Source organism: Streptomyces sp. NPDC046870, from assembly GCF_040704595.1.
GTDB lineage: Bacteria > Actinomycetota > Actinomycetes > Streptomycetales > Streptomycetaceae > Streptomyces > Streptomyces argyrophylli.
In genome coordinates this window covers 27601-48236 of record NZ_JBEYXM010000041.1, presented here as the reverse complement: position 1 = coordinate 48236, position 20636 = coordinate 27601, and the positions used below count along the sequence as shown (strand labels likewise).

General features: G+C 72.0%; 22 protein-coding genes. 15 read left to right on the top strand and 7 right to left on the bottom strand.

The features are described 5' to 3' along the window. From AB0946_RS40180 to AB0946_RS40170, 3 genes are all read left to right on the top strand, one after another. Positions 1-993: glycosyl hydrolase family 18 protein (locus AB0946_RS40180; protein ID WP_366765681.1), on the top strand; the 993-nt coding region annotated here is incomplete at its 5' end. 246 nt (positions 994-1239) lie between these two features. After that, the gene (locus AB0946_RS40175) at positions 1240-1599 is read left to right on the top strand and encodes a DUF6204 family protein (RefSeq protein ID WP_366765680.1); all 360 of its coding nucleotides are present in this window, start codon (positions 1240-1242) and stop codon (positions 1597-1599) included. Positions 1600-1658: 59 nt separating this feature from the next. Further along, positions 1659-2102 (top strand): MarR family transcriptional regulator, encoded by a 444-nt coding sequence (locus AB0946_RS40170; protein ID WP_366765679.1) that lies wholly within the window; start codon positions 1659-1661, stop codon positions 2100-2102. Between the two features lie 13 nt (positions 2103-2115). On the opposite strand, the gene AB0946_RS40165 is transcribed toward AB0946_RS40170, so the two are convergent. Continuing rightward, entirely contained in the window at positions 2116-2547 is a 432-nt protein-coding gene (locus tag AB0946_RS40165) for a MazG nucleotide pyrophosphohydrolase domain-containing protein (protein WP_366765678.1), read from the bottom strand. Between the two features lie 127 nt (positions 2548-2674). Here AB0946_RS40165 and AB0946_RS40160 point away from each other — a divergent pair, with 127 nt between their 5' ends. Beyond that, on the top strand, positions 2675-3673 hold the full coding sequence (locus AB0946_RS40160) for a TAXI family TRAP transporter solute-binding subunit (protein ID WP_366765677.1): 999 nt from the start codon (positions 2675-2677) through the stop codon (positions 3671-3673). 85 nt (positions 3674-3758) lie between these two features. On the opposite strand, the gene AB0946_RS40155 is transcribed toward AB0946_RS40160, so the two are convergent. Continuing rightward, complete coding sequence (locus AB0946_RS40155; protein WP_366765676.1) at positions 3759-5189, bottom strand: HAMP domain-containing sensor histidine kinase; 1431 nt, start codon at positions 5187-5189, stop codon at positions 3759-3761. 9 nt (positions 5190-5198) lie between these two features. After that, the gene (locus AB0946_RS40150) at positions 5199-5885 is read right to left on the bottom strand and encodes a response regulator transcription factor (RefSeq protein WP_366765675.1); all 687 of its coding nucleotides are present in this window, start codon (positions 5883-5885) and stop codon (positions 5199-5201) included. An 85-nt stretch (positions 5886-5970) separates the two neighbouring features. Here AB0946_RS40150 and AB0946_RS40145 point away from each other — a divergent pair, with 85 nt between their 5' ends. The 9 genes from AB0946_RS40145 (at position 5971) to AB0946_RS40105 (ending at position 12721) form a co-directional block, all read left to right on the top strand. After that, entirely contained in the window at positions 5971-6093 is a 123-nt protein-coding gene (locus tag AB0946_RS40145; protein WP_366765674.1) for a hypothetical protein, read from the top strand. An 87-nt stretch (positions 6094-6180) separates the two neighbouring features. Continuing rightward, complete coding sequence (locus AB0946_RS40140) at positions 6181-6957, top strand: amino acid ABC transporter ATP-binding protein (RefSeq protein WP_366765673.1); 777 nt, start codon at positions 6181-6183, stop codon at positions 6955-6957. A 109-nt stretch (positions 6958-7066) separates the two neighbouring features. Further along, on the top strand, positions 7067-7906 hold the full coding sequence (locus tag AB0946_RS40135) for a glutamate ABC transporter substrate-binding protein (RefSeq protein WP_366765672.1): 840 nt from the start codon (positions 7067-7069) through the stop codon (positions 7904-7906). Between the two features lie 74 nt (positions 7907-7980). Continuing rightward, positions 7981-8646 carry an amino acid ABC transporter permease gene (locus AB0946_RS40130; protein WP_171152279.1) on the top strand — a complete coding sequence of 222 codons (666 nt, stop codon included), beginning with the start codon at positions 7981-7983 and terminating at the stop codon, positions 8644-8646. Beyond that, positions 8643-9575, top strand: coding sequence for an amino acid ABC transporter permease (locus tag AB0946_RS40125; protein ID WP_366765671.1), 933 nt, complete (start codon positions 8643-8645; stop codon positions 9573-9575). The genes AB0946_RS40130 and AB0946_RS40125 overlap by 4 nt, the downstream gene beginning before the upstream one ends. A 177-nt stretch (positions 9576-9752) precedes the next feature. Continuing rightward, a complete protein-coding gene (locus AB0946_RS40120) occupies positions 9753-11417 on the top strand; it encodes an FAD-dependent monooxygenase (RefSeq protein ID WP_366765670.1) in 1665 nt (554 codons plus the stop codon). 166 nt (positions 11418-11583) lie between these two features. Further along, positions 11584-11670 (top strand): putative leader peptide, encoded by an 87-nt coding sequence (locus tag AB0946_RS40115; protein ID WP_313960178.1) that lies wholly within the window; start codon positions 11584-11586, stop codon positions 11668-11670. 68 nt (positions 11671-11738) lie between these two features. Continuing rightward, positions 11739-12284, top strand: a complete 546-nt coding sequence (locus AB0946_RS40110) for a cysteine dioxygenase (RefSeq protein ID WP_366765669.1) — start codon at positions 11739-11741, stop codon at positions 12282-12284. After that, a complete protein-coding gene (locus AB0946_RS40105) occupies positions 12281-12721 on the top strand; it encodes a rhodanese-like domain-containing protein (protein WP_366765668.1) in 441 nt (146 codons plus the stop codon). Before AB0946_RS40110 ends, AB0946_RS40105 begins: the two co-directional genes overlap by 4 nt. 242 nt (positions 12722-12963) lie before the next feature. On the opposite strand, the gene AB0946_RS40100 is transcribed toward AB0946_RS40105, so the two are convergent. The 3 genes from AB0946_RS40100 to recA form a co-directional block, all read right to left on the bottom strand. Then, complete coding sequence (locus tag AB0946_RS40100) at positions 12964-15492, bottom strand: ABC transporter permease (RefSeq protein ID WP_366765667.1); 2529 nt, start codon at positions 15490-15492, stop codon at positions 12964-12966. 305 nt (positions 15493-15797) lie between these two features. Then, positions 15798-16676 carry a recombination regulator RecX gene (recX, locus tag AB0946_RS40095; protein WP_366765666.1) on the bottom strand — a complete coding sequence of 293 codons (879 nt, stop codon included), beginning with the start codon at positions 16674-16676 and terminating at the stop codon, positions 15798-15800. Positions 16677-16679: 3 nt separating this feature from the next. After that, positions 16680-17807, bottom strand: coding sequence for a recombinase RecA (gene recA / locus AB0946_RS40090; RefSeq protein WP_366765665.1), 1128 nt, complete (start codon positions 17805-17807; stop codon positions 16680-16682). A gap of 235 nt (positions 17808-18042) precedes the next feature. On the opposite strand from recA, the gene AB0946_RS40085 reads away from it, so the two are divergent. Further along, positions 18043-18540 carry a hypothetical protein gene (locus AB0946_RS40085; protein WP_366765664.1) on the top strand — a complete coding sequence of 166 codons (498 nt, stop codon included), beginning with the start codon at positions 18043-18045 and terminating at the stop codon, positions 18538-18540. 87 nt (positions 18541-18627) lie between these two features. Continuing rightward, a complete protein-coding gene (locus AB0946_RS40080) occupies positions 18628-19374 on the top strand; it encodes a hypothetical protein (RefSeq protein ID WP_366765663.1) in 747 nt (248 codons plus the stop codon). Between the two features lie 25 nt (positions 19375-19399). Here AB0946_RS40080 and AB0946_RS40075 read toward each other — a convergent pair whose 3' ends face one another. Continuing rightward, a complete protein-coding gene (locus tag AB0946_RS40075) occupies positions 19400-20539 on the bottom strand; it encodes an AI-2E family transporter (protein WP_366765683.1) in 1140 nt (379 codons plus the stop codon). Positions 20540-20636 lie beyond the last annotated feature (97 nt).

Here is a 20636-nt window from a genome sequence, read left to right as displayed (position 1 = left end):
GACAAGTGCCTGGACGTGACCGACAACAACTCCGCCAACGGCACCCGGACACAGATCTGGAGCTGCACCGGCGCCGCCAACCAGAAGTGGAACGCGCCCGCGGCCGGCGGCGGCACCCCCTCGGCGCCGATGGCGGTGGCCCCGTACCTGTACAACGGCTGGGGCAGCCCGCCCAGCCCGACCACCATCACCCAGGCCACGGGCGTCAAGTGGTTCACGCTCGCCTTCGTGCTGAGCAACGGCTACTGCAACCCCCAGTGGGACGGCAGCCGTCCGCTGACCGGCGGAGTGGACCAGCAGACGGTCAACACCGTGCGGGCGAACGGCGGTGACGTCATCCCGTCCTTCGGCGGTTACAGCGGCAACAAGCTGGAGAGTTCCTGCTCCAGCGCCGGCGAGCTCGCCGCCGCCTACCAGAAGGTCATCAACACCTACGGTCTGAAGGCGATCGACATCGACCTGGAGGCCGACGCCTACAGCAACGGCACCGTGCAGCAGCGCACGGTCGACGCGCTGAAGACCGTGAAGGCCAACAACCCCGGCCTGAAGGTGTACATCACCATCGGAACCGGGCAGAGCGGTCCCGACACCAGCCTCATCAACCGGGCTGCCGCCTCCGGGCTGACCGCCGACGCCTGGGCCATCATGCCGTTCGACTTCGGCGGCGCGGGCCAGAACATGGGCAACCTGACCGTGCAGGCGGCCGAGGGGCTGAAGAACGCCCTGAAGAACGCCTACCACTACAGCGACGACCAGGCCTACCGGGACATGGGCATCTCGTCCATGAACGGCATCACCGACCAGAACGAGACCGTCACCGTGGCCGACTTCCGCACCATCCTCGGCTACGCCCAGCAGCACCACCTGGCCCGGCTGACCTTCTGGTCCGCCAACCGGGACCGTCCCTGCACCGGCGGGCCCGCCGACAGCTGCTCCGGCGTCAGCCAGAACGCCTGGGACTACACGCGGGTCTTCGCCGGCTACACCGGCTGACCGCCCCGGCCCCGGAACCGGCTGCGGGCCCCGGCCCGGGCCGGCCCGGGGCCCGAGCGGTGATCTCGCGGGAGGCGCTCGACGCGTTCGCCGCCTCCCGTTCCCACCTGTCCGGCGCCTGCCGCTCAAGCCGATCCCGTCCCGTCCCCGTCCTCGCCCACGCCGACGGGAACACGGCACCCGAGGCGGCGCCCGGACCGGGAAACCCGGTGGAGGAGTCACCCGCGCTGCGCCTAGGGTCGCGGAATGACCACACGGACCTTCCGCATCACCGTCCGCGGCGCCTTCGACGCCCTCACCGACGACCAGCGCGCCGCCCTGCTCGCCGACGCCGCCGAACACGACGTCCTGCGCGCCGCCTTCACCCCCGAGGGCACCCTCACCTACGACATCGCCGCCCGGCCCGCCTTCGCCTTCCGCTTCTCCGCGACGGGAGAGAAGGAGGAGGACATCCTCAAGGCGACGGAACGGGCCGAGGAGGAGGCGAAGTCCTGGCTGACGGCGCGCGGCTACGGCTTCAAGCACCTGCGGTCGACCGCGGAGGACCTCTCGCAGGCGCCCCTGGGCAAGCGGCAGCGCCGCGCCGCCCGTGCGAACGGTCTCTGACGTGCGCCATAAACTTGAGTACTCAAAGACCAGGCAAGAGACGCGGAGAGGAACGGGCCGTGGGTGAGGGCCTGGACGCGGCGCTGCGCCTGGTACGGGCCCAGTCGGCGCTCGTACGACGCTTCGACGCCCGGCTCGGCGGCCTGCACGGCGTCAGCCTGGCCGACTTCACCCTGCTGCTGCGGCTGGAGCAGGCGCCCGGCGGCCGGATGCGCCGGGTGGACCTCGCCGAGGCCCTGGGCCTGACCGCCTCGGGGGTGACCCGTGGGCTCGCCCCGCTGGAGCGGATCGGGCTGGTCACCCGGGAGACGGACGCCCGGGACGCGCGCGTGGCCTACGCGGCGCTGACCGGGACGGGCCGGCGCCGGCTGGCGGAGATGCGGACCACGGCGGAGGAGACCGCCGCCGAGGTCTTCGCCGGCCCGGCGTGGCCCGCGGCGGACATCGCCCGCCTCGCGGACCTGCTGACCCGTCTCGGCGGCACCGGCCTGACGGGACGCTGAGTTCGCGCCGCCGTCAGGCCGCGCCGCCCGGTATCCAGCCCTGGCGGCGCAGTACGGCGGACACGTCCGGTGCCCGGTAGTGCTCCCCCTTGAGCACCTTGCCGTCGGCCCGGCGGGCGACCGTCCCGTCCGGGCCTCTCTTGCTCATGTTGGCGCGGTGGATCTCGGCGATCACCTCGTCGAGGTCGATGCCGTGCACCAGGGCCGTGCCGTAGGCCACGTACACCACGTCGGCCAGCTCGTGCGCGAGCCGGTCCAGCGGTCCCTCCACCGCGACTTCGGCGACCTCCGCGGCCTCCTCGGCGAGCAGTTCACCGCGGTGGGCGGCCAGCTCGGGGTCCACCTCGGTCGGCGTGCTGCGGGCGTCGAGACCGAAGGCGCGGTGGAACTCACGGACGAGGCGGGCCGGTGACGTGCTCGTACGGTCGGCGGGCGAAGTGGTCATACGGCGACTGTAACGGCGGCCACCGACAACGCCCTTCGCCGTGCGGCCCCGGCGGCATCCGCTCCGTGGGGCGCGGAGTGGGGACCGGCCCTGGCCAGTGGCGCGCGTCACCTGGCAGGATCGCCGCATGTCCCAGGTGTTCCCCCGGCTCGGCAGGCGCCGGGCGTTGCAGGGCGCGGCCGTCGGTGCCGTCGCCCTCGCGCTGCTGCTGTGGTGGCTGCTGCCCTTGGGCGAGAAGCCGCCGAGCGGGACGATCGTGTTCAGCACCGGTACGTCCCGCGGGGTCTACCAGGAGTACGGCGAGCGGCTGCGCACCGAGCTGGGCAGGGACATGCCGGGCCTGAAGGTGAAGCTGCTCACCAGCGCCGGCTCCCAGGAGAACGTCCAGCGGGTGGCGACCGGCAAGGCCGACTTCACCATCGCGGCGGCCGACGCGGTGGCGGCGTACGAGCTGGGGCACGGCAGCGGCGCCGGCCGGCTGCGCGGGGTGGCCCGGCTCTACGACGACTACGTGCACCTCATCGTGCCCCGCGACTCGGACGTCCGGAGCATCGCCGACCTGCGGCACAAGCGGGTGGCGACCGGACTGCCCGATTCCGGTGTGCGGCTGATAGCCGAGCGGGTGCTGCGGGCCGCCGGTATCGACCCGCGCAAGGACGTCACGCCGGTCTCGGACGGCATCGACACCGGGCCCGCGCGGCTGCGGGACGGGAAGATCGACGCCTTCTTCTGGTCCGGCGGCCTGCCCACGAAGGGGCTGCTCGCGCTGGCACGACAGGGCGGGTTCCGGTTCCTGCCGATCGACGACGGCCTCGTCACCCGGCTGCACGGCCAGGGCGAGGGCGCGCGGTACTACCGGACCACGAACATCCCCGAGTCGGCGTACCCCGATGTGCAGCAGGGGGTGCAGGTTCCGACGATCGCCGTGTCCAACCTGCTGATGACCCGCACGGACGTGGACCCCCGGCTGACCGAGTGGGTGACCCGTACGGTGATCAAGAGCCGGGACGGCATCGGCGCCCATGTCCACTCCGCCCAGCTCGTCGATCTGCGCACCGCCATCTACACCGACCCACTGCCCTTGCAGGAGGGCGCCCGGCGGTACTACCGGTCGGTCAAGCCGTGAGGGCCTCCGGCGAAGCAGTGACCAGAGCGAGCCGGCCGCGGAATCCCGGCCCCGGCCCCGGCCCCGGCACCGGCCCCGGCGGAGCCTAGGAGGCGGTGTCCGCCGCGCCTGTCCCGGTCTCCGCGTGCCGGGGCACACGGACCGTCACCCGTAGCCCCCGCGGCTCGTGGTGGGCGTAGTCGATCGAGCCGCCGCCCGCTCCGAGCAGCGCACGGCTGATGGACAGCCCGAGACCCGAGCCCTTCACGTTCTGGTGCCGGCCGCTGCGCCAGAAACGGTCGCCCACGCGCGCGAGTTCCTCGTCGGTGAGCCCGGGGCCGGTGTCCGTGACGACGACGGTGCTGGTGTCGCCGTCGGCGGCGACGGTGACCTCGACCGTGCCCTCCTCGGGGGTGAACTTCACCGCGTTGTCGATCACCGCGTCCAGGGCGCTGGACAGGGCGATCGGGTCGGCCCAGCCGGTGGTGGGCGGACAGTCGCCGGTCAGCCGGACGCCCTTGGTCCGGGCGGCCGGCGCCCAGGCGGCCACCCGTTCCTCGGCCAGGGCGCCGATGTCGGTCAGCACGAGGTCGGCCTCGGCGTGCTCGGCCAGCGCCAGGTCGAGCAGGTCGTCCAGGACCTGCGCAAGGCGCTTGCCCTCGGTGCGGACCGAGGCGATCTCCTCGTTGCCCTCGGGCAGTTCGAGGGCGAGCAGTTCGATGCGCAGCAGCAGCGCCGCGAGCGGGTTGCGCAGCTGGTGCGAGGCGTCGGCGACGAAGGCGCGCTGCTGCTCCAGCACGGCCTCGACGTTGTCCGCCATCTCGTTGAACGAGCGGGCCAGCCGTCTGAGTTCCGGCGGCCCGCCGGCGACCGCGACCCGGGACTTCAGGCGCCCGGTGGCGATGTCGTGGGTGGTGGCGTCCAGGACCCGGACCGGCCTGAGCACCCAGCCGGTCAGCCTGAGCGCGGCGCCGACGGCGAGCAGCATGGCCGCGATCTCGCCGGCCCCGATGAACAGCCAGCCGCGCAGGATCCGCGAACGCAGCTGTCCGGTCGGCGAGTCGGTGACGACGACCGCGACGACGTCCCCGTCCCGGATCACCGGTGAGGCGACGACGAGCCAACCGCGCTGCCAGGGCCACACCTGCCGCGGGTCGTGACTGCGCCGGCTGAGCAGCGCCTCGTCGAACGCCCTGCGGACCTCACCCGTCCGCGGTACGAACCAGTCGCCGGGCGCGTTGGCCATGGCGGAGCCGTTGCGGTAGAAGACACCGGCGCGGATGCCGTAGACGCCGTAGTAGCTCTCCAGTTCGCTGCGCAGGGTCTCCCCGCGCTCGTCCGTGGCGGTGCGGTGGGGTCCGCTGGGCCCGTCGGTGACGAACTGGGCGAGCGCCGCGAAGCGTGCCGTGTCGTCTATCCGGTCGACGACGACCCGCTGCTGCTGCGCGGCGGCCACGCTGCCGGCGAGCGGGATGCCGAGCGCGAGCAGGACGGCCGCCAGCAGGACGATGAGCAGCGGGAGGAGGCGTGTGCGCACCCGTCCCCGCTAGGCGGCCGGGGCGACGAGCCGGTAGCCGACGCCGCGTACGGTCTCGATCAGCGCGGGCATCCGCAGCTTGGAGCGCAGGGAGGCGACGTGCACCTCCAGGGTGCGGCCGGTCCCCTCCCAGCTGGTGCGCCAGACCTCGCTGATGATCTGTTCGCGCCGGAAGACCACGCCGGGCCGCTGGGCGAGCAGGGCGAGCAGGTCGAACTCCTTGCGGGTCAGCTGGACGGCCGAACCGTCCACGCTGACCTGGCGGGTGGGCAGTTCGATCCGGACCGGGCCGAGGAGCAGGGCGCCCTCGCCGTCGGTCCCCGGGTCCTCGTGGACGGTGCGCCGGCTGACCGCGTGGATCCGGGCGAGCAGTTCCCCGGTGTCGTACGGCTTCACGACGTAGTCGTCGGCGCCCAGGTTGAGCCCGTGGATGCGGGAGCGGACGTCGGAGCGCGCGGTGACCATGATCACCGGGGTGCTGGTGCGCTTGCGGATCTTGCCGCAGACCTCGTAGCCGTCCTGGTCGGGCAGGCCGAGGTCGAGCAGGACGACACCGAATCCGTTGCCCTCGGGGACGAGCGCCTGGAGGGCCTCCTCGCCGCTGCGCGCGTGGGTGACCTGGAATCCGTGCTTCGCGAGGACGGCGGACAGCGCCGCGGCGACGTGGTTGTCGTCCTCGACGAGGAGCAGTCTCATCCCGGCCCCCTCCGGTTCAGCGGTCGTACGGTCTCGGTTCGCGTCGAGCGTGTAGATCACGCGCCCCCGCGCGTGCACCATGGCAGTGACGCTGATGGACAAGGACGGCGTCAAGAGGCTTCCGGTTGCCCGTCGCTTCCGTTATCCGGCCGATACGCGCACCGGCGACCAGTGCTACGACATGTGTCCGATTGCTATCGGATCGTGATGCTCAGATCTCCCTCAGATGTGATGACGCAGGTCACAGCCCCTCACTACTGTCCTCGGAAACCGAGGAGGACGGAGCCTGAGAGCGATGACCAATGTATCGGTGGCCAAGGAAGATGTGGTCACGTCCGACGAACTGGTCGTCCTGAGGAGCGTCAACAAGCACTTCGGCGCGTTGCACGTGCTCCAGGACATCGATCTGACGATCGCCCGCGGTGAGGTCGTCGTGGTCATCGGGCCCTCCGGGTCCGGGAAGTCGACCCTGTGCCGCACCATCAACCGCCTGGAGACGATCGACTCGGGCACGATCACGATCGACGGCAAGCCCCTGCCGCACGAGGGCCGCGAGCTGGCGCGGCTGCGGGCGGACGTGGGCATGGTGTTCCAGTCGTTCAACCTCTTCGCGCACAAGACCGTGCTCGAGAACGTGATGCTGGGTCAGGTCAAGGTCCGCAAGGCCGACAAGAAGCAGGCCGAGGAGAAGGCCCGGGGCCTGCTGGACCGGGTCGGTGTGGGCACGCAGGCCGACAAGTACCCCGCCCAGCTCTCCGGCGGCCAGCAGCAGCGGGTCGCGATCGCGCGGGCGCTGGCCATGGACCCGAAGGTCATGCTGTTCGACGAGCCGACGTCCGCCCTCGACCCCGAGATGATCAACGAGGTCCTGGAGGTCATGCAGCAGCTCGCGCGCGAGGGCATGACCATGATCGTGGTCACCCACGAGATGGGCTTCGCGCGATCGGCCGCGAACCGGGTGGTCTTCATGGCGGACGGCCGGATCGTCGAACAGGCCACGCCCGACCAGTTCTTCAGCAACCCGCGCAGCGACCGGGCCAAGGACTTCCTCTCCAAGATCCTGCACCACTGACGGCACCGCCCGGCCGGCGCTCCCGCCGGCCGCACCGCCGCACGGCCGCCCGGGTCCGCGTCACCCTGCCTCAGGGACTCGTTCCTCACCACTCAGAAGGATGTTCACCATGAAGCTCCGCAAGGTCACCGCCGCCTCGGCCGTCCTCCTCGCCCTCTCCGTGACCGCCACCGCCTGCGGCGGCGACGACAAGAAGGACGACAACGGCTCCTCCGGTGGCGGCAAGAAGATCACCGTCGGCATCAAGTTCGACCAGCCGGGCATCGGCCAGAAGACCCCGCAGGGCTACTCGGGCTTCGACGTCGACGTGGCCACCTATGTCGCCAAGAAGCTCGGTTACGGCGCGGACCAGATCGAGTGGAGGGAGTCGAAGAGCGCGGACCGCGAGACGATGCTGCAGCGCGGTGACGTCCAGTTCATCGCCGCCTCCTACTCGATCACGCCGGAGCGTCAGCAGAAGGTCGACTTCGCCGGCCCGTACCTGCTGGCCCACCAGGACGTGCTGCTGCGCGCGGACGAGTCGAAGATCAAGTCGCCGGCGGACCTGAACAACAAGAACCTGTGCTCGGTGGCCGGCTCGACCTCGGCGCAGAACGTCAAGAAGACGCTGGCCCCGAAGGCGAACCTGCAGACCTACCCGACCTACTCGGCGTGTCTGTCCGGTCTGCAGAGCGGTGCCATCGACGCCCTCACCACGGACGACTCGATCCTCGCCGGTTACGCCTCCCAGTCCCAGTTCAAGGGCAAGTTCAAGCTGGGCGGCTTCAAGATGACCAACGAGAACTACGGCATCGGCGTCAAGAAGGGCAGCGACCTCAAGGCCAAGATCAACAAGGCGCTCGAGGAGATGGTCTCCGACGGTTCCTGGGAGGCTGCCGTGAAGAAGAACTTCGGCCCGGCCAACTACAAGAACGAGCCCGCCCCGAAGATCGGCGACATCAAGAGCTGAGGCAATGCCCGCCGGTGCGCCGCCCCTGACGGCGGCGCACCGGGGCATCCCTACACGCGGAAGCGCGGGAGATCGTGTTCGACTTTCTAGGACGTTACGACGTACTGGGCGCCTTCTGGACGACCGTGCAGCTCACCTTGCTGTCCGCCGTCGGCTCCCTGGTCTGGGGCACCCTGCTGGCCGGTATGCGGGTGGGCCCGGTGCCGCTGATGCGCGGCTTCGGCACCGCCTACGTGAACATCGTGCGGAACATCCCGCTGACGGTGATCATCCTCTTCTCCTCACTCGGCCTCAGTCAGACGCTGGGTATCACCCTCGGTGCGCACGACTTCAAGGTCCAGGGCTTCCGGCTGGCCGTGCTCGGTCTGATCCTCTACACCTCGGCCTTCGTCTGTGAGGCGATCCGCTCCGGCATCAACACCGTGCCGGTCGGCCAGGCCGAGGCCGCGCGTGCCATCGGTCTGAGCTTCACCCAGGTGCTGGGCCTGATCGTGCTGCCGCAGGCGTTCCGCGCCGCCATCGGTCCGCTGACCAACGTGCTGATCGCGCTGACGAAGAACACGACGGTGGCCGCGGCGATCGGTGTGGCGGAGGCCGCGTTCCTGATGAAGGAAATGATCGAGAACGAGGCGCAGCTGCTGGTGATCTCGGCAGTCATCGCCTTCGGGTTCGTGTGCCTGACCCTGCCGACCGGGCTGATCCTCGGCTGGGTGGGCAAGAAGATGGCGGTGAAGCGATGACCTCCGTTCTGTACGACGCCCAGGGGCCCCGCGCCAAGCGGCGCAACGTCCTGTACACGGCCGTCTTCCTGGTGGTCCTCGCGGCCGTCGTGTGGTGGGTGTACAAGGCCCTCGACGACAAGGGCCAGCTGGCCTGGGCCCTGTGGAAGCCCTTCTTCAGCGGCACCGAGGCCTACTCGACGTACATCTGGCCCGGCCTCCAGAACACCCTGAAGGCAGCAGCCCTGGCCATGGTCATCGCGCTTCCGCTGGGTGCGGCCCTGGGCATGGCCCGACTCTCGGACCATGTGTGGGTGCGCGTCCCGGCCGCGGTCGTGGTCGAGTTCTTCCGCGCGATCCCGGTGCTGGTCCTGATGATCTTCGGGCTCGCGCTCTTCGCCCAGTACACCGACGTCAGTTCGGACGACCGTCCGTTCTACGCGGTCGTCACCGGCCTGGTGCTGTACAACGCGTCGGTGCTCGCCGAGATCGTCCGCGCGGGCATCCTCGCCCTGCCCAAGGGCCAGTCCGAGGCGGCCATGGCCATCGGCCTGCGCAAGAACCAGGTGATGCGGCTCATCCTGCTGCCGCAGGCGGTCACCACCATGCTCCCGGCGATCGTCAGCCAGCTCGTGGTCATCGTGAAGGACACCGCGCTCGGCGGTGCGGTGCTCACCTTCCCGGAACTGCTGGCCTCGGCCAACACGATGGCCGGCTACTACGGCAACACCATCGCCTCCCTGGCCGTCGTGGGCGTCATCTTCGTGATCATCAACTTCTCGCTGACCTCGTTCGCGAGCTGGCTCGAGGGCCGGCTGCGGCGCGGCAAGAAGTCGACCGGGGCGGTGCTCGGCACCCAGGACGTCGCGGACATCGCGGGCACGGCGGCCGGCGCCGACCCGGCCGGCAGCGCCGCGGGCGTCGGCGACGTCGACGGCGTCAGGAAATGACACCCAGTCAGGTGGTATGACTCCGTTCGGAGGCAGTGGCATGATCGCCACTGCCTCCGTTCGCTTGACGCAAACTCTGCCAATGGGTTGCATACGTTGTGTGATCGTGCACCCCGCTTCACCTTCCTGTTCACTTGTCTCCGTCAAGGCATCGCCGCGAGCAGGGGGCGCCACACCGTGGACCCGGTGATCATCGTCGGAGCGGGACCCGTCGGGCTCACGCTCGCCCTGGCGCTGGCGCGTCAGCAGGTGCCGTCCATCGTGCTGGACGAGGGCGCCGGCAAGGAGGAGCCCCGTCCGGCGCGCACCGTCGTCCTGCACGAGGACACGGCCGCCCTGCTGGAGCGGCTGACCGGGGCGGCGCTCGCGGAGCACGGTGTGCGCTGGGCCGGCTGGCGGTCCGTCAGGCGCAAGCAGGTGATGAAGGAGATCACCTTCGCCGCGAGCGAACCCGCGCCCCTGCACATCGCCCAGCACGTGCTCACGGGCCTGCTGCGCGGGGCCATCGCGGCCGAGCCCCTGGTGAGGACGTCGGTGGACAGCCGCCTGGACGCGATCGAGCAGGAGCGTTCCGGCGTCACCGCGCGCACCCGTGGCCCCCAGGGCACCTGGTGGCGCGGCAGTTACCTGGTCGGCTGCGACGGCGCCCGCTCGACCGTGCGCAAGCTCCAGGACATCCGCTTCCCTGGCCGTACGGCGGTGGAGCGGCACGCGGTGGCCGCGCTGCGCACGGAATTTCCGTGGGAGGGTCACGCGTTGCTCCATCGGATGCCGCCGTGGCGGTCGTCCGGGCCCTCGGCCGGGGAGGTGACCGCCCGCCCCCTCCCGGACGGCGTGTGGCGCCTGGACTGGCTGCTGCCACCGGGCAAGGACCTGGTCACACCCGAGATCCTGCTGGCCCGGATCCATGAGACCCTCACGGGCTGGACGGGCAGCACCGCACCGGTGTACGAGCTGCTCGACACCGGCGTCCACACGGTGCACCACCGCCTCGCCCGCCGGTGGCGCGCCGGCCGGGTCTTCGTCGCCGGGGACGCGGCCCATCTGCTCGGCGCACTCGGCACCCAGGGGCTCGACGAGGGCCTCAGGGACGCCGACAACCTCGCCTGGAAGCTGGCCACGGCCTGGCACCACGGCCCGCACGAGGCCCTGCTGGACAGCTACCAGACCGAGCGGCGCGCCCAGGTCTCCGCCCGGCTGCGCGCCGCCGACCAGGCCCTGCCGGTACTGCGCGGCGGGGGCGGGCTGCGCCACATCGTCCCGGGCTCGGCCCGCAACCACGACGCGCTGCTCACCGACGGCCACCTGGGCCGCGGTCCGCTGGGCGGGTCCGGCACGTACGCCGACTCACCGCTCGCACCCCGGCGCCTGGAAGGGGAGATCCCGGTCGGCACCCCGCCCGGCGCGCCGGTCACCGACGTCCGGGTCACGGCGGAGGACGGGTCCTTCGTCCAGTTGCGCGACCGGCTCGGCCGCGGCGCGCTGCTCGTCGTGCTCATCGCGCCCGGCACGGGTGTCTGGGACCGCAGGCACTGGATGTCCGCCGGGGTGATGCCCCGGCTCGCGGCGGCCGTGACCGCGCTGCCGCACCCCGCCGAACTGCTGGTGGCCGAGACCTATCCGGGAGCGCCGGCGCACAGCGTGCTGCTCGTCCGCCCCGACGGCCACCTGGTGTGCGCCCTGAGCGGGGTCCGCCCGGCCGATCTGTACGCGGCGGCCGAGGCCACGGTGGGGGGCGCGGCGCCGGCGCGGGAGACACAGCGACAGCAGGAAGAGAGGGAGAGGGAGGGGGACGGGCAGAAGGAGAAGAAGGCGGCGGAGGCCGGCTCGGGCGCACGCTGACGCCAGGCCCGCCCGTACACCGGCCGCGGCCGCCGGTGTACGGCTCCCGGGTGGCGACCGTGCTCCGCGGCGGGCTCCCGTACGCGCCCGCCGCACCCCTCGCACCCCCGTCCACAAGGTGACACCCGGTTGACCGCGATGCGGCGGCAGTGCTGTACTCCGGATCGTGACCGACACCTGTGTGCGCCTGTGGCGGAGGGTCCATATGGACCTCGTCCGCTATGCGGGCTGCGTGTGTCGCCCGTCCTGCTGAATTCGCATCCCTCTTTTTCCGGGCGCCGTCGCGCGCCCGTTCCGCGAACGCTCCTCAGGACGGTGCACGTGTCTGTCCCCTCCCCCACCCCTTCCCTGCCCGCGTCCCCCGCCACCGGACCCGCGCCCACCCAGGCGGAACTCCTGGACTTCGTCCGGCGTACGGCGGCCGACACCGAGCTGATCGCCTCGCTGCCGCTCGACCCCGAGGGCCGCACCTGGGTACGGCTCCAGGGCCCCGGCGGCAGTGAGGCCTGGCTCATCGGCTGGCCTCCCGGTACCGGCACCGGCTGGCACGACCACGCCGACTCGGTCGGCGCCTTCCTCACCGCTTCGGGCGAACTGACCGAGAACTCCCTCGCCGCCCGGCTGCCCACCGACGGCTGGAAGACCCTGGAGCTCACCGAGGGGGTGGACCGCGTACGCCGGCTGCCCGCCGGACAGGGCCGCGCCTTCGGCCGCCACCATGTGCACGAGGTGCTCAACGAGTCCCGCGAGCGACACGCGATCTCCGTCCACGCCTACTACCCGCCGCTGCCCCGGATCCGCCGTTACAGTCGCACGGGCCAGGTGCTGCGCCTGGAGCAGGTCGAACGCCCGGAGGACTGGCAGTGAGCGGCACGATCGAGCAGCCGGGGACCGCCGGGGTGGCGTCGGAGCGCCCACTGGGCATCGACGAGTGGCTGGAGCGCGTGCGTGCCGGCTACCGCCGCGTCGAGGCGCGGGAGGCGTACGAGGCGGCGCAGTCCGGCGACGCTCTCCTGGTCGACATCCGGTACGCCGCCCTGCGCGACCGGGACGGGCTCATCCCGGGCGCCGTCGTGGTCGAGCGCAACGAACTGGAGTGGCGACTCGACCCCCAGGGCAGCCACCGCCTCCCGGAGGCCACCGGCCACGACCTGCGGGTCGTGGTGATCTGCAACGAGGGCTACGCCTCCAGCCTCGCCGCCGCCTCCCTCCACCAGCTGGGCCTGCACCGCGCGACGGACCTGGTGGGCGGCTTCCAGGCGTGGCGCGCGGAGGGCCTGCCGGTGAACCCGGCGACAGCCTGACCGGCACGGGGCACCCTGGCCGGCACGGGGCACCGTGACCGGGTCGGGGCGCCCTGCGTGGGGCTGGACGCCCTGACCGGGAGTGGGTGCCGTGGCCGGGGCCGGCGCCCTGGCCTTACCGGCGCCTTGCGGGACCTTGACGCCCCGGTCGGGGCTCGGCGCCCTGCCCGCAACCGGCTTCTGACCGGACCGGGAGCCCCGGCCGGCACCGACCGGAAACCCGCTCGCACCAGGGGCCGGTCCTACTCCTTCGCCGTGGCCACGGTCACCGCCCGCACCCTGAGCGCCGCGCGTCCCGGTACGGCGCTGGCGGCGAGCGCGAGGAGACCGGCGACCGCGACGACGCCGAGGTAGAGCAGCGGGGTGACCGTCGGTGCGGCCCGGCCCGTCATGCCGACGCTGAACGCGGTGAGCACGGCCAGGGCGATACCGCTGCCGACCGATGTGGCGAGGAGCAGGACGGACAGTGCCTCGGTACGCAGCATGCGCAGGACCTGGCGGCGGGTCGCGCCGGCGAGGCGGAGCAGTGCGAACTCCCGGACACGCTCGGCGACCGACATCGCGAGCGTGTTCACGACGGCGATGGCGGTGAAGGCCAGGACGAGACCCATGGCCAGATAGTTGACCTCGGCGTTCGCCTGCTGCCGATCGGCCTGGAGCGCGTCGGCGGCGGCCGGCGAAAGAATCCTCACGCCCGGGAACTCACGGAGCGTAGTCGCGAGTTGTGTCTGTGTACGGGTCGTGCGGACGAGGACGGAGGAGGCGAGCGGATTGTCCACGTGGTGGGCCACGAGGTCGTGGGCGAGGGTCAGGTCGCCGAAGCCGAGACCCCGGGCGTAGACGGCGGCGACGGTCAGCGTGGCGGGCGTGCCGTCGCCGAGCGTGAGTTTCAGCGTGCTTCCCGGCGTCAGATGCTGCTGGCCGGCGGCCAGTTCGCTGACGGCTACGGTGCCGGGGCCGAGCCGGTCCAGGGAGCCGGCGGTCACCTTCGGATCCCAGGTGCGGGTCAGACCCGCCGGGGTGACGCCCTGTGCGGGGTACTTGTCGAGGCCGACGCGGACTGTCGTGCGGACCACCTCGGTGACGGTGTCGTGCCGCGCGCGTAGTCGCTCGGCGGCCTCGCCGGGAACACCGGGCCCCTGGGCGGCGACGACCCAGTCGGCCCGGACGCCCTCGCGGACCTGGGTGCGGGCGGCGTCGCCGAGGGTGGCCTGGACGAACAGGACGGTGCAGGTCATGCCGACGAGCAGGGTGAGGGGGGTGACGACGGAGGCCATGCGGGCGGCGTTGCCGCGCAGGTTGGCGGTGGCGAGTCTGCCACCGTGACCGGTGAGCCGGAGCGGGCCGGCCAGCAGCAGCGCGGCGGCCTTGACCAGGAGGGGACCGAGCAGGGCGACGGAGGCGGACAGGACGACGACGGCGAGGAAGGTCACGGGAGTCGAGGCGGGCTCGGTGCGCAGGGAGGTGAGGACGACGACGAGGACGACTCCGCCGGCGAGGAGCAACACTCCGGCGGCGATGCGGCCCCAGGCCGGCCGGGTGCGCTCGGTCCTGGCTTCGGCCAGAGCCTCGGCCGGGCGGATCCGGGCGATCCTCCGGGAGGCGATCCGGGCCGCCGCCCAGGCTCCGAGGAGGGTGGCGGCGAGAGCGGCGAGCGGCGGGAAGACGCTGACGGTGTGGTCGAGCGTGTCGGGTACGGCGCCGAGGGCGACGAACCTCGCGTGCAACCAGCCGCCGAGCGGCAGCCCGAGCAGGGAGCCGGCCGTGCCCGCCGCCACGCCGACGATCAGCGCCTCCCTGCCGAGCAGCTTGCGGATCTGCCCGGAGGTGGCGGCGATGGCCCGCAGCAGGGCGAGTTCGCGGTGGCGCTGCTGGACGGTGAGCGCGAAGGTGCCGACCACCACGAGCACCGCCACCAGCAGCGAGGTGCCGCCCATGGCCCCGCCCATGCTGACCAGCCGGGTACGGGCCGCAGCCGCGTCGAGGAACTCCACGGGCCCGCGGGCGTTACCGGTGCTGACCTGTGCCGTGGTGCCGTGCAGCGCCCGCGCCACGCTTCCGCGCACCCGCTCGGGGTCCGCCCCCTTGGCCGGCAGTACACCGAACGCGGTGACCTGTCCGGGGTGGGCGGCCAGTCTGCGGGCCTCCCCGGCGGAGAAGAACAGGGACGTCTGGTGGCGTACGGCGGTGGCCGGGGTGGCGATACCGGTGATCCGGTAGGTGCGCGGGGCCTGGGTGGACTGCACGGTGAGCCGGTCGCCGGGTCGGAGCCGGTTCCGTGCGGCGAGGTCGCCGTCGATGACGACGTCACCGGCGGCCTGAGGGGCACCGCCCGCTGTCAGCCGGTACGGGGTCAGCACGGCCGAGTCCCAGGCATGGCCGTAGGCGGTACGGCCACCGGTGCCGGCCGGGGTCAACGGCTGGGCGGGGAAGGTCAGTTCGGGGACGATCCGGGCCACGCCGGGGGTGTGGACGAGGGTGCCGCGCAGGCGTTCGGGCAGCCAGGCGCGCTCGGCGATGGGTTTCGCCTTGTGCTTGACCTTGGTCTTGCCCTTCTTGTGCTTGACGGTGGTCCGGTGCACGTACTGGTCGGCGGAGACCACGACGGGAGCGGCGGAGTAGCGCTCGGTCCGGATGGTGCCGCGCAGGCCGGTGTCCAGCAGGGTGCCGCACGCGGTGATCAGAGCGGCCGCGCACAGCAGGGCGAGGAACGCGCCGAGGAAGCCCGCCTTGCGGGCGCGGACCGACTGCAGGGCGTAACGCAGCATCATGGGACGGGCTCTCTTCTGTTGTACGCATCGGTTGAGTCGTGCGCTGGGCGTGCGTACAGACTCGCCGGTGCGGGGTGGGAGAGCACTGCGGTGGCCCGGCGTCTTGGGACGGGGGCCATCCCTACCGTCCGCGGCGGGGGTCGGCCCCACCCCGGGCGCCCGTCATGCGCCTCCGGTCAGACCGTCGGCCTCCGTCCCGGGCGGCCGTCGCACCCCTCGTCCAGGGAGAGCCCGCGCACCGCCCCGTCTCCGCGAAGCAGCCGGCAGCCGCCGACGAGCGGCCGCAGCCCACGCGCCGAGGCCCGTCAGAGGTCCCCGTCCCCGAGGAACTCCGTGTCCTCGCCCTCTTCCTCCAAGGCCTGGCGGACGACCCTGAGGGCCATGCCCTCCGGGTAGCCCTTGCGGGCCAGCATGCCCGCGAGCCGGCGGAGCCGCTTGTCCCGTTCGAGGCCACGGGTGGCCCGCAGTTTGCGGGCGACGAGTTCGCGGGCGGTCTCCTCCTCCTGCTCGGAGTCGAGCCGGCCGACGGCGTCCTCGATCACTGCCGAGTCGACCCCCTTGGTGCGCAGTTCCCGGGCGAGTGCGCGGCGGGCGAGCCCCCGGCCATGATGCCGGGACTCCACCCAGGCGTCCGCGAAGGCACCGTCGTCGATGAGCCCGACCTCCTCGAACCGCGACAGCACCTGCTCGGCCGCGTCCTCGGGGATCTCCCGCTTGCGCAGGGCGTCCGCGAGCTGCTTGCGGGTGCGCGGGGTCCCGGTGAGCAGGCGCAGGCAGATCGCCCGGGCCCGCTCGACCGGGTCCCCTGAAGACTCCCCCCGCTCGTCCCTCGCCGAGGAAGGGGCGCCTTCGTCCTCACCGGGTCCGGACGCGTCGCCGAACCCGCGCCGCCGGCCACGCCCCCGGCGACCGCTGCGCGCTCCGCCGGACCGCCCAAACCCACGACCGCCGAGCGAACCGCCCCCGTACGGCTCGCCGCCCTCGTCTCCCAGGCCCGCGGCACCCTCACCGTCGTAGCCGCCGGTCCCGGGATATGCGTCAGGTCCGCCGTACGCACCGCCGAACGCGTCGTTCCGGTGTCCGGCGTCGCCCTCCGGGGCGGAGTCCGGGTGGCCACCGGTGCCCCTCCCCCGTGGGGCGCCGGCGGCGTACTCGTACTCGGCCCAGTCGGTTCGTCGTGTCACGGGTCAGCTCTTGGCTGCGGCGGCCTTGGGCTTGGTGGCCTTGGCGGCTGCCGGGGCGGGGACCGACTTGGCGGAGTCGTCGGCCGCTGCGGTGACCGCGGCGTCGGCGCCCGGCTCGGCGGCGGGCTCCTCCGGCCGGACTCCCACGCCCAGCTTCTCCTTGATCTTCTTCTCGATCTCGTTGGCCAGGTCGGGGTTGTCCTTCAGGAAGTTGCGCGCGTTCTCCTTGCCCTGGCCGAGCTGGTCGCCCTCGTACGTGTACCAGGCACCGGCCTTGCGCACGAAGCCGTGCTCCACGCCCATGTCGATCAGACCGCCCTCGCGGCTGATGCCCTGGCCGTAGAGGATGTCGAACTCGGCCTGCTTGAAGGGCGGCGCGACCTTGTTCTTGACGACCTTGCAGCGCGTGCGGTTGCCGACCGCCTCCGTGCCGTCCTTCAGGGTCTCGATGCGGCGGATGTCGATACGCACCGAGGCGTAGAACTTCAGCGCCCGGCCACCGGTCGTGGTCTCCGGCGAGCCGAACATCACGCCGATCTTCTCGCGGAGCTGGTTGATGAAGATCGCGGTGGTCTTGGACTGGTTGAGCGCGCTGGTGATCTTCCGCAGGGCCTGGCTCATCAGGCGGGCCTGCAGACCCACGTGGCTGTCGCCCATCTCGCCCTCGATCTCCGCGCGCGGGACGAGCGCGGCGACGGAGTCGATGACGATGAGGTCCAGGGCACCGGAGCGGACCAGCATGTCCACGATCTCCAGGGCCTGCTCGCCGTTGTCCGGCTGGGACAGGATGAGGTTGTCGATGTCGACGCCGAGCTTGCGCGCGTACTCGGGGTCGAGGGCGTGCTCGGCGTCCACGAAGGCGACCTGGCCGCCGGCCTTCTGTGCGTTCGCCACGGCGTGCAGGGTCAGGGTCGTCTTACCGGAGGACTCCGGTCCGTAGATCTCCACGACACGGCCGCGCGGCAGGCCGCCGACGCCGAGGGCGACGTCGAGGGCGGTCGACCCGGTCGGGATGACCTCGATGGGCTCCTTCGACCGCTCGCCCATGCGCATGACCGCGCCCTTGCCGAATTGTCGTTCAATCTGCGCGAGCGCGGCGTCGAGCGCCTTCTCGCGGTCGGTTCCTGCCATGGGTTCCACCCGGTTTGCTTGAGTCGATCGCTTCACGTCAAAGACGCTAACGCCTGCCACTGACAATGCGCCCCGACGCAGGCCCAGCCTGTGGATAACCGAGGGACATCTACCCCCGGAACGGGACGAAATCCCCAACCGAAAGCCTCGCCTGAGCCTCCATAAGAATGGATGTTCGATTTTCGTGTCAAGCGCGCCACCAGCTCCTGCCGGGACCCCCGTAGGCTGGGCGGGGATGAACGACGACGACGGGACGCGGGCCCTGCTGCACGCCCTGGACCGGCTGCCCGCACCGCGCCACCTGGAACACCCCGACGGCTTCGACCACGCCGGGGCGCGGCTCCGGGCGACGGGGCTGCGGGACCGGCTCTCCCACGACTTCGGCCGGCCCTGCCGGCTCGACGAGGGCGTCCAGGACGCGAGCTTCTCCTTCTGCCTTGACATCCCGGCCGAGGCGACCGGGGCCGGGACGCCCCTCGGCGTGCGGCTGAGCAACTACGGCGATCTGGCGGTGGTCACGACGTCGGCGCCCGACGGCCACGGCGACCTGGACGACGCCGTGCGCGACGGAGCGCTCTCGGAGACGGACCGCGACCGGATCACGGCCGCCCTGGCCGACCTGGGCTACCGGCTCGTCGCCCCTCGGCTGCTCCACCGGCCGTACGACGGTGTGACCTGGCTCGCCGACGAGAACCACGCGACCTGGTGGACCCGGTTCTTCGACCACCTGTGACACGCGCGGGCCTGCTCCCGGCGGCGTACCACGGGTGCCTCCGGCAGGACGACGACCGCGCGGGCCGTGCCCGGAAGCCTTGGTCCCATGAAGAACGCGCGCGCCGCCGTCGACCGCCTCTGTCACACGACGGGGCTGCTCCTCGTCCTGTCCGGTCTCGCCCACCTGCTGGTGTTCGCGGTCGACGGCGGCCCCTGGGACGGTCCCGTCTCCTGGCGCAAGCCCGTCACGTTCGGGCTCTCGTTCGGGGTGACGCTGATCGCGGTCACATGGGTCACGTCATACCTGCGGACCGGTGACCGGCTGCGTTCCGTACTGCTGCTGGTCTTCGCCGCCGACTGCGTGGTGGAGGTGGGCGGGATCACCCTCCAGGCGTGGCGCCGGGTGCCCTCGCACCTGAACAGGGAGACCCCTTTCGACACGGCGGTGTCCCTGACGCTCGCGGTGGGCGGCGGTGTCCTGGTGGTCCTGCTCACCGTCTTCGCCGTCGCGTCCTTCCGGCGCCGGCCGACGGGCCCCGCCGGCATGCCCCTGGCCGTGCGTTCCGGTTTCGCGCTCCTGCTGGTCGCGCTGGCCTCCGGCGCGGCGATGATCGCGCGCGGGGTCGTCCTGACCCGGACCGGCCACCAGGAGGCGGCCTATCGCTCGACGGCCCCGCTCAAGCCGCTGCACGGCGTGAGCCTGCACGCGGTCCTCGTCCTGCCCCTGCTGGCCCGGCTGCTGGCCCGCACGCCGTGGGACGAGCGGACGCGCCGGCGGATCGTGGCCGTGGCGGTGGGCGGCTACACGGCGGTCGTCGCCGTGGCCGCCGGGTGGGCGGTCCTGACGTACTGAGGCGGCGCCGTCGGGCGCGGGCGGGTTACGGCCGCTGTGCCCCGTCGGGGCGCCGGCCGGCCCAGAGCCGACGCGCGCGCGTGAGCATCCCGGGGCCGCCCGCGCCGCTGCCGCGGCGGCCGTGCACCCGGGGGTCGTCGGTGACGGCGTACCGCTTCACGTACGCCCCCAGGAACGCCTGGAGCGTGGCCACCGCCGGGATGGCGATCAGCGCGCCGACCGCGCCCAGCAGCGCGGTGCCCGCGACGACCGAGCCGAAGGCGACGGCCGGGTGGATGTCGACCGTCTTGGCGGTCAGCTTCGGCTGGAGCATGTAGTTCTCGAACTGCTGGTAGATCACGACGAAGATCAGCACCCAGAGCGCGTACCAGGGGTTGACGGTGAACGCGATCAGCATCGGCAGCGCGCCCGCGAGGTACGTTCCGATGGTGGGGATGAACTGCGAGACCAGGCCCACCCAGACGCCGAGCACGGGCGCGTACGGCACGCCGAGGGCCTCCAGCAGGATGTAGTGGGCGATGCCGGAGACGAGTGCCATGAGGCCGCGGGAGTACAGATAGCCGCCCGTCTTGTCGACGGCGATCTCCCAGGCGCGCAGCACCTCGGCCTGGCGTGCGGGCGGCAGGACGGAGCACAGGGCGCGGCGCAGCCGGGGGCCGTCGGCGGCGAAGTAGAAGGAGAACAGCGCGACCGTCAGCAGCTGGAAGAGCCCGCCGAGCACCTGGGCGGAGACGTCCAGGACTCCGGCCGCGCTGTTCTGCACGTACTTGCGCAGCCAGTCGGAGTGGAGGAGGCCCTCCTGGACGTCCACCCGTCTGAGGTCGGTGTGGAAGGTCAGGTTGATCCAGTGGATGAGCGAGTCGAGGTAGCCGGGGAAGCCCTCGATCATCTTGATGATCTGGCCGGCCAGCATGGACCCGAGCAGGGTGACGAACCCGGCGGCGAAGACGGTCAGGCCGAGGAAGACCAGGAAGGTCGCGAGCCCCCTGCGCATGCCCCGGGCCGCCATCCGGCTCACCGCGGGCTCTATCGCGAGGGCCAGGAAGAACGCGATCAATATGTTGATCAGAAGCCCGGTCAGCTGGTGGAAGGCCCAGCTGCCCAGCTGGAACGCGGCGACCAGCGCGAGCGCGAGCACCATGGCGCGCGGCAGCCAGCGCGGCATGCGGCCGCCCGGAGCGACGGTGCTGGAGGCGGGGGGCCGGCCGGGCGGGAGCGTATCGGCCGTCGCCGTCTGCCCGCGGGACTGCTCGCCGTCCTCG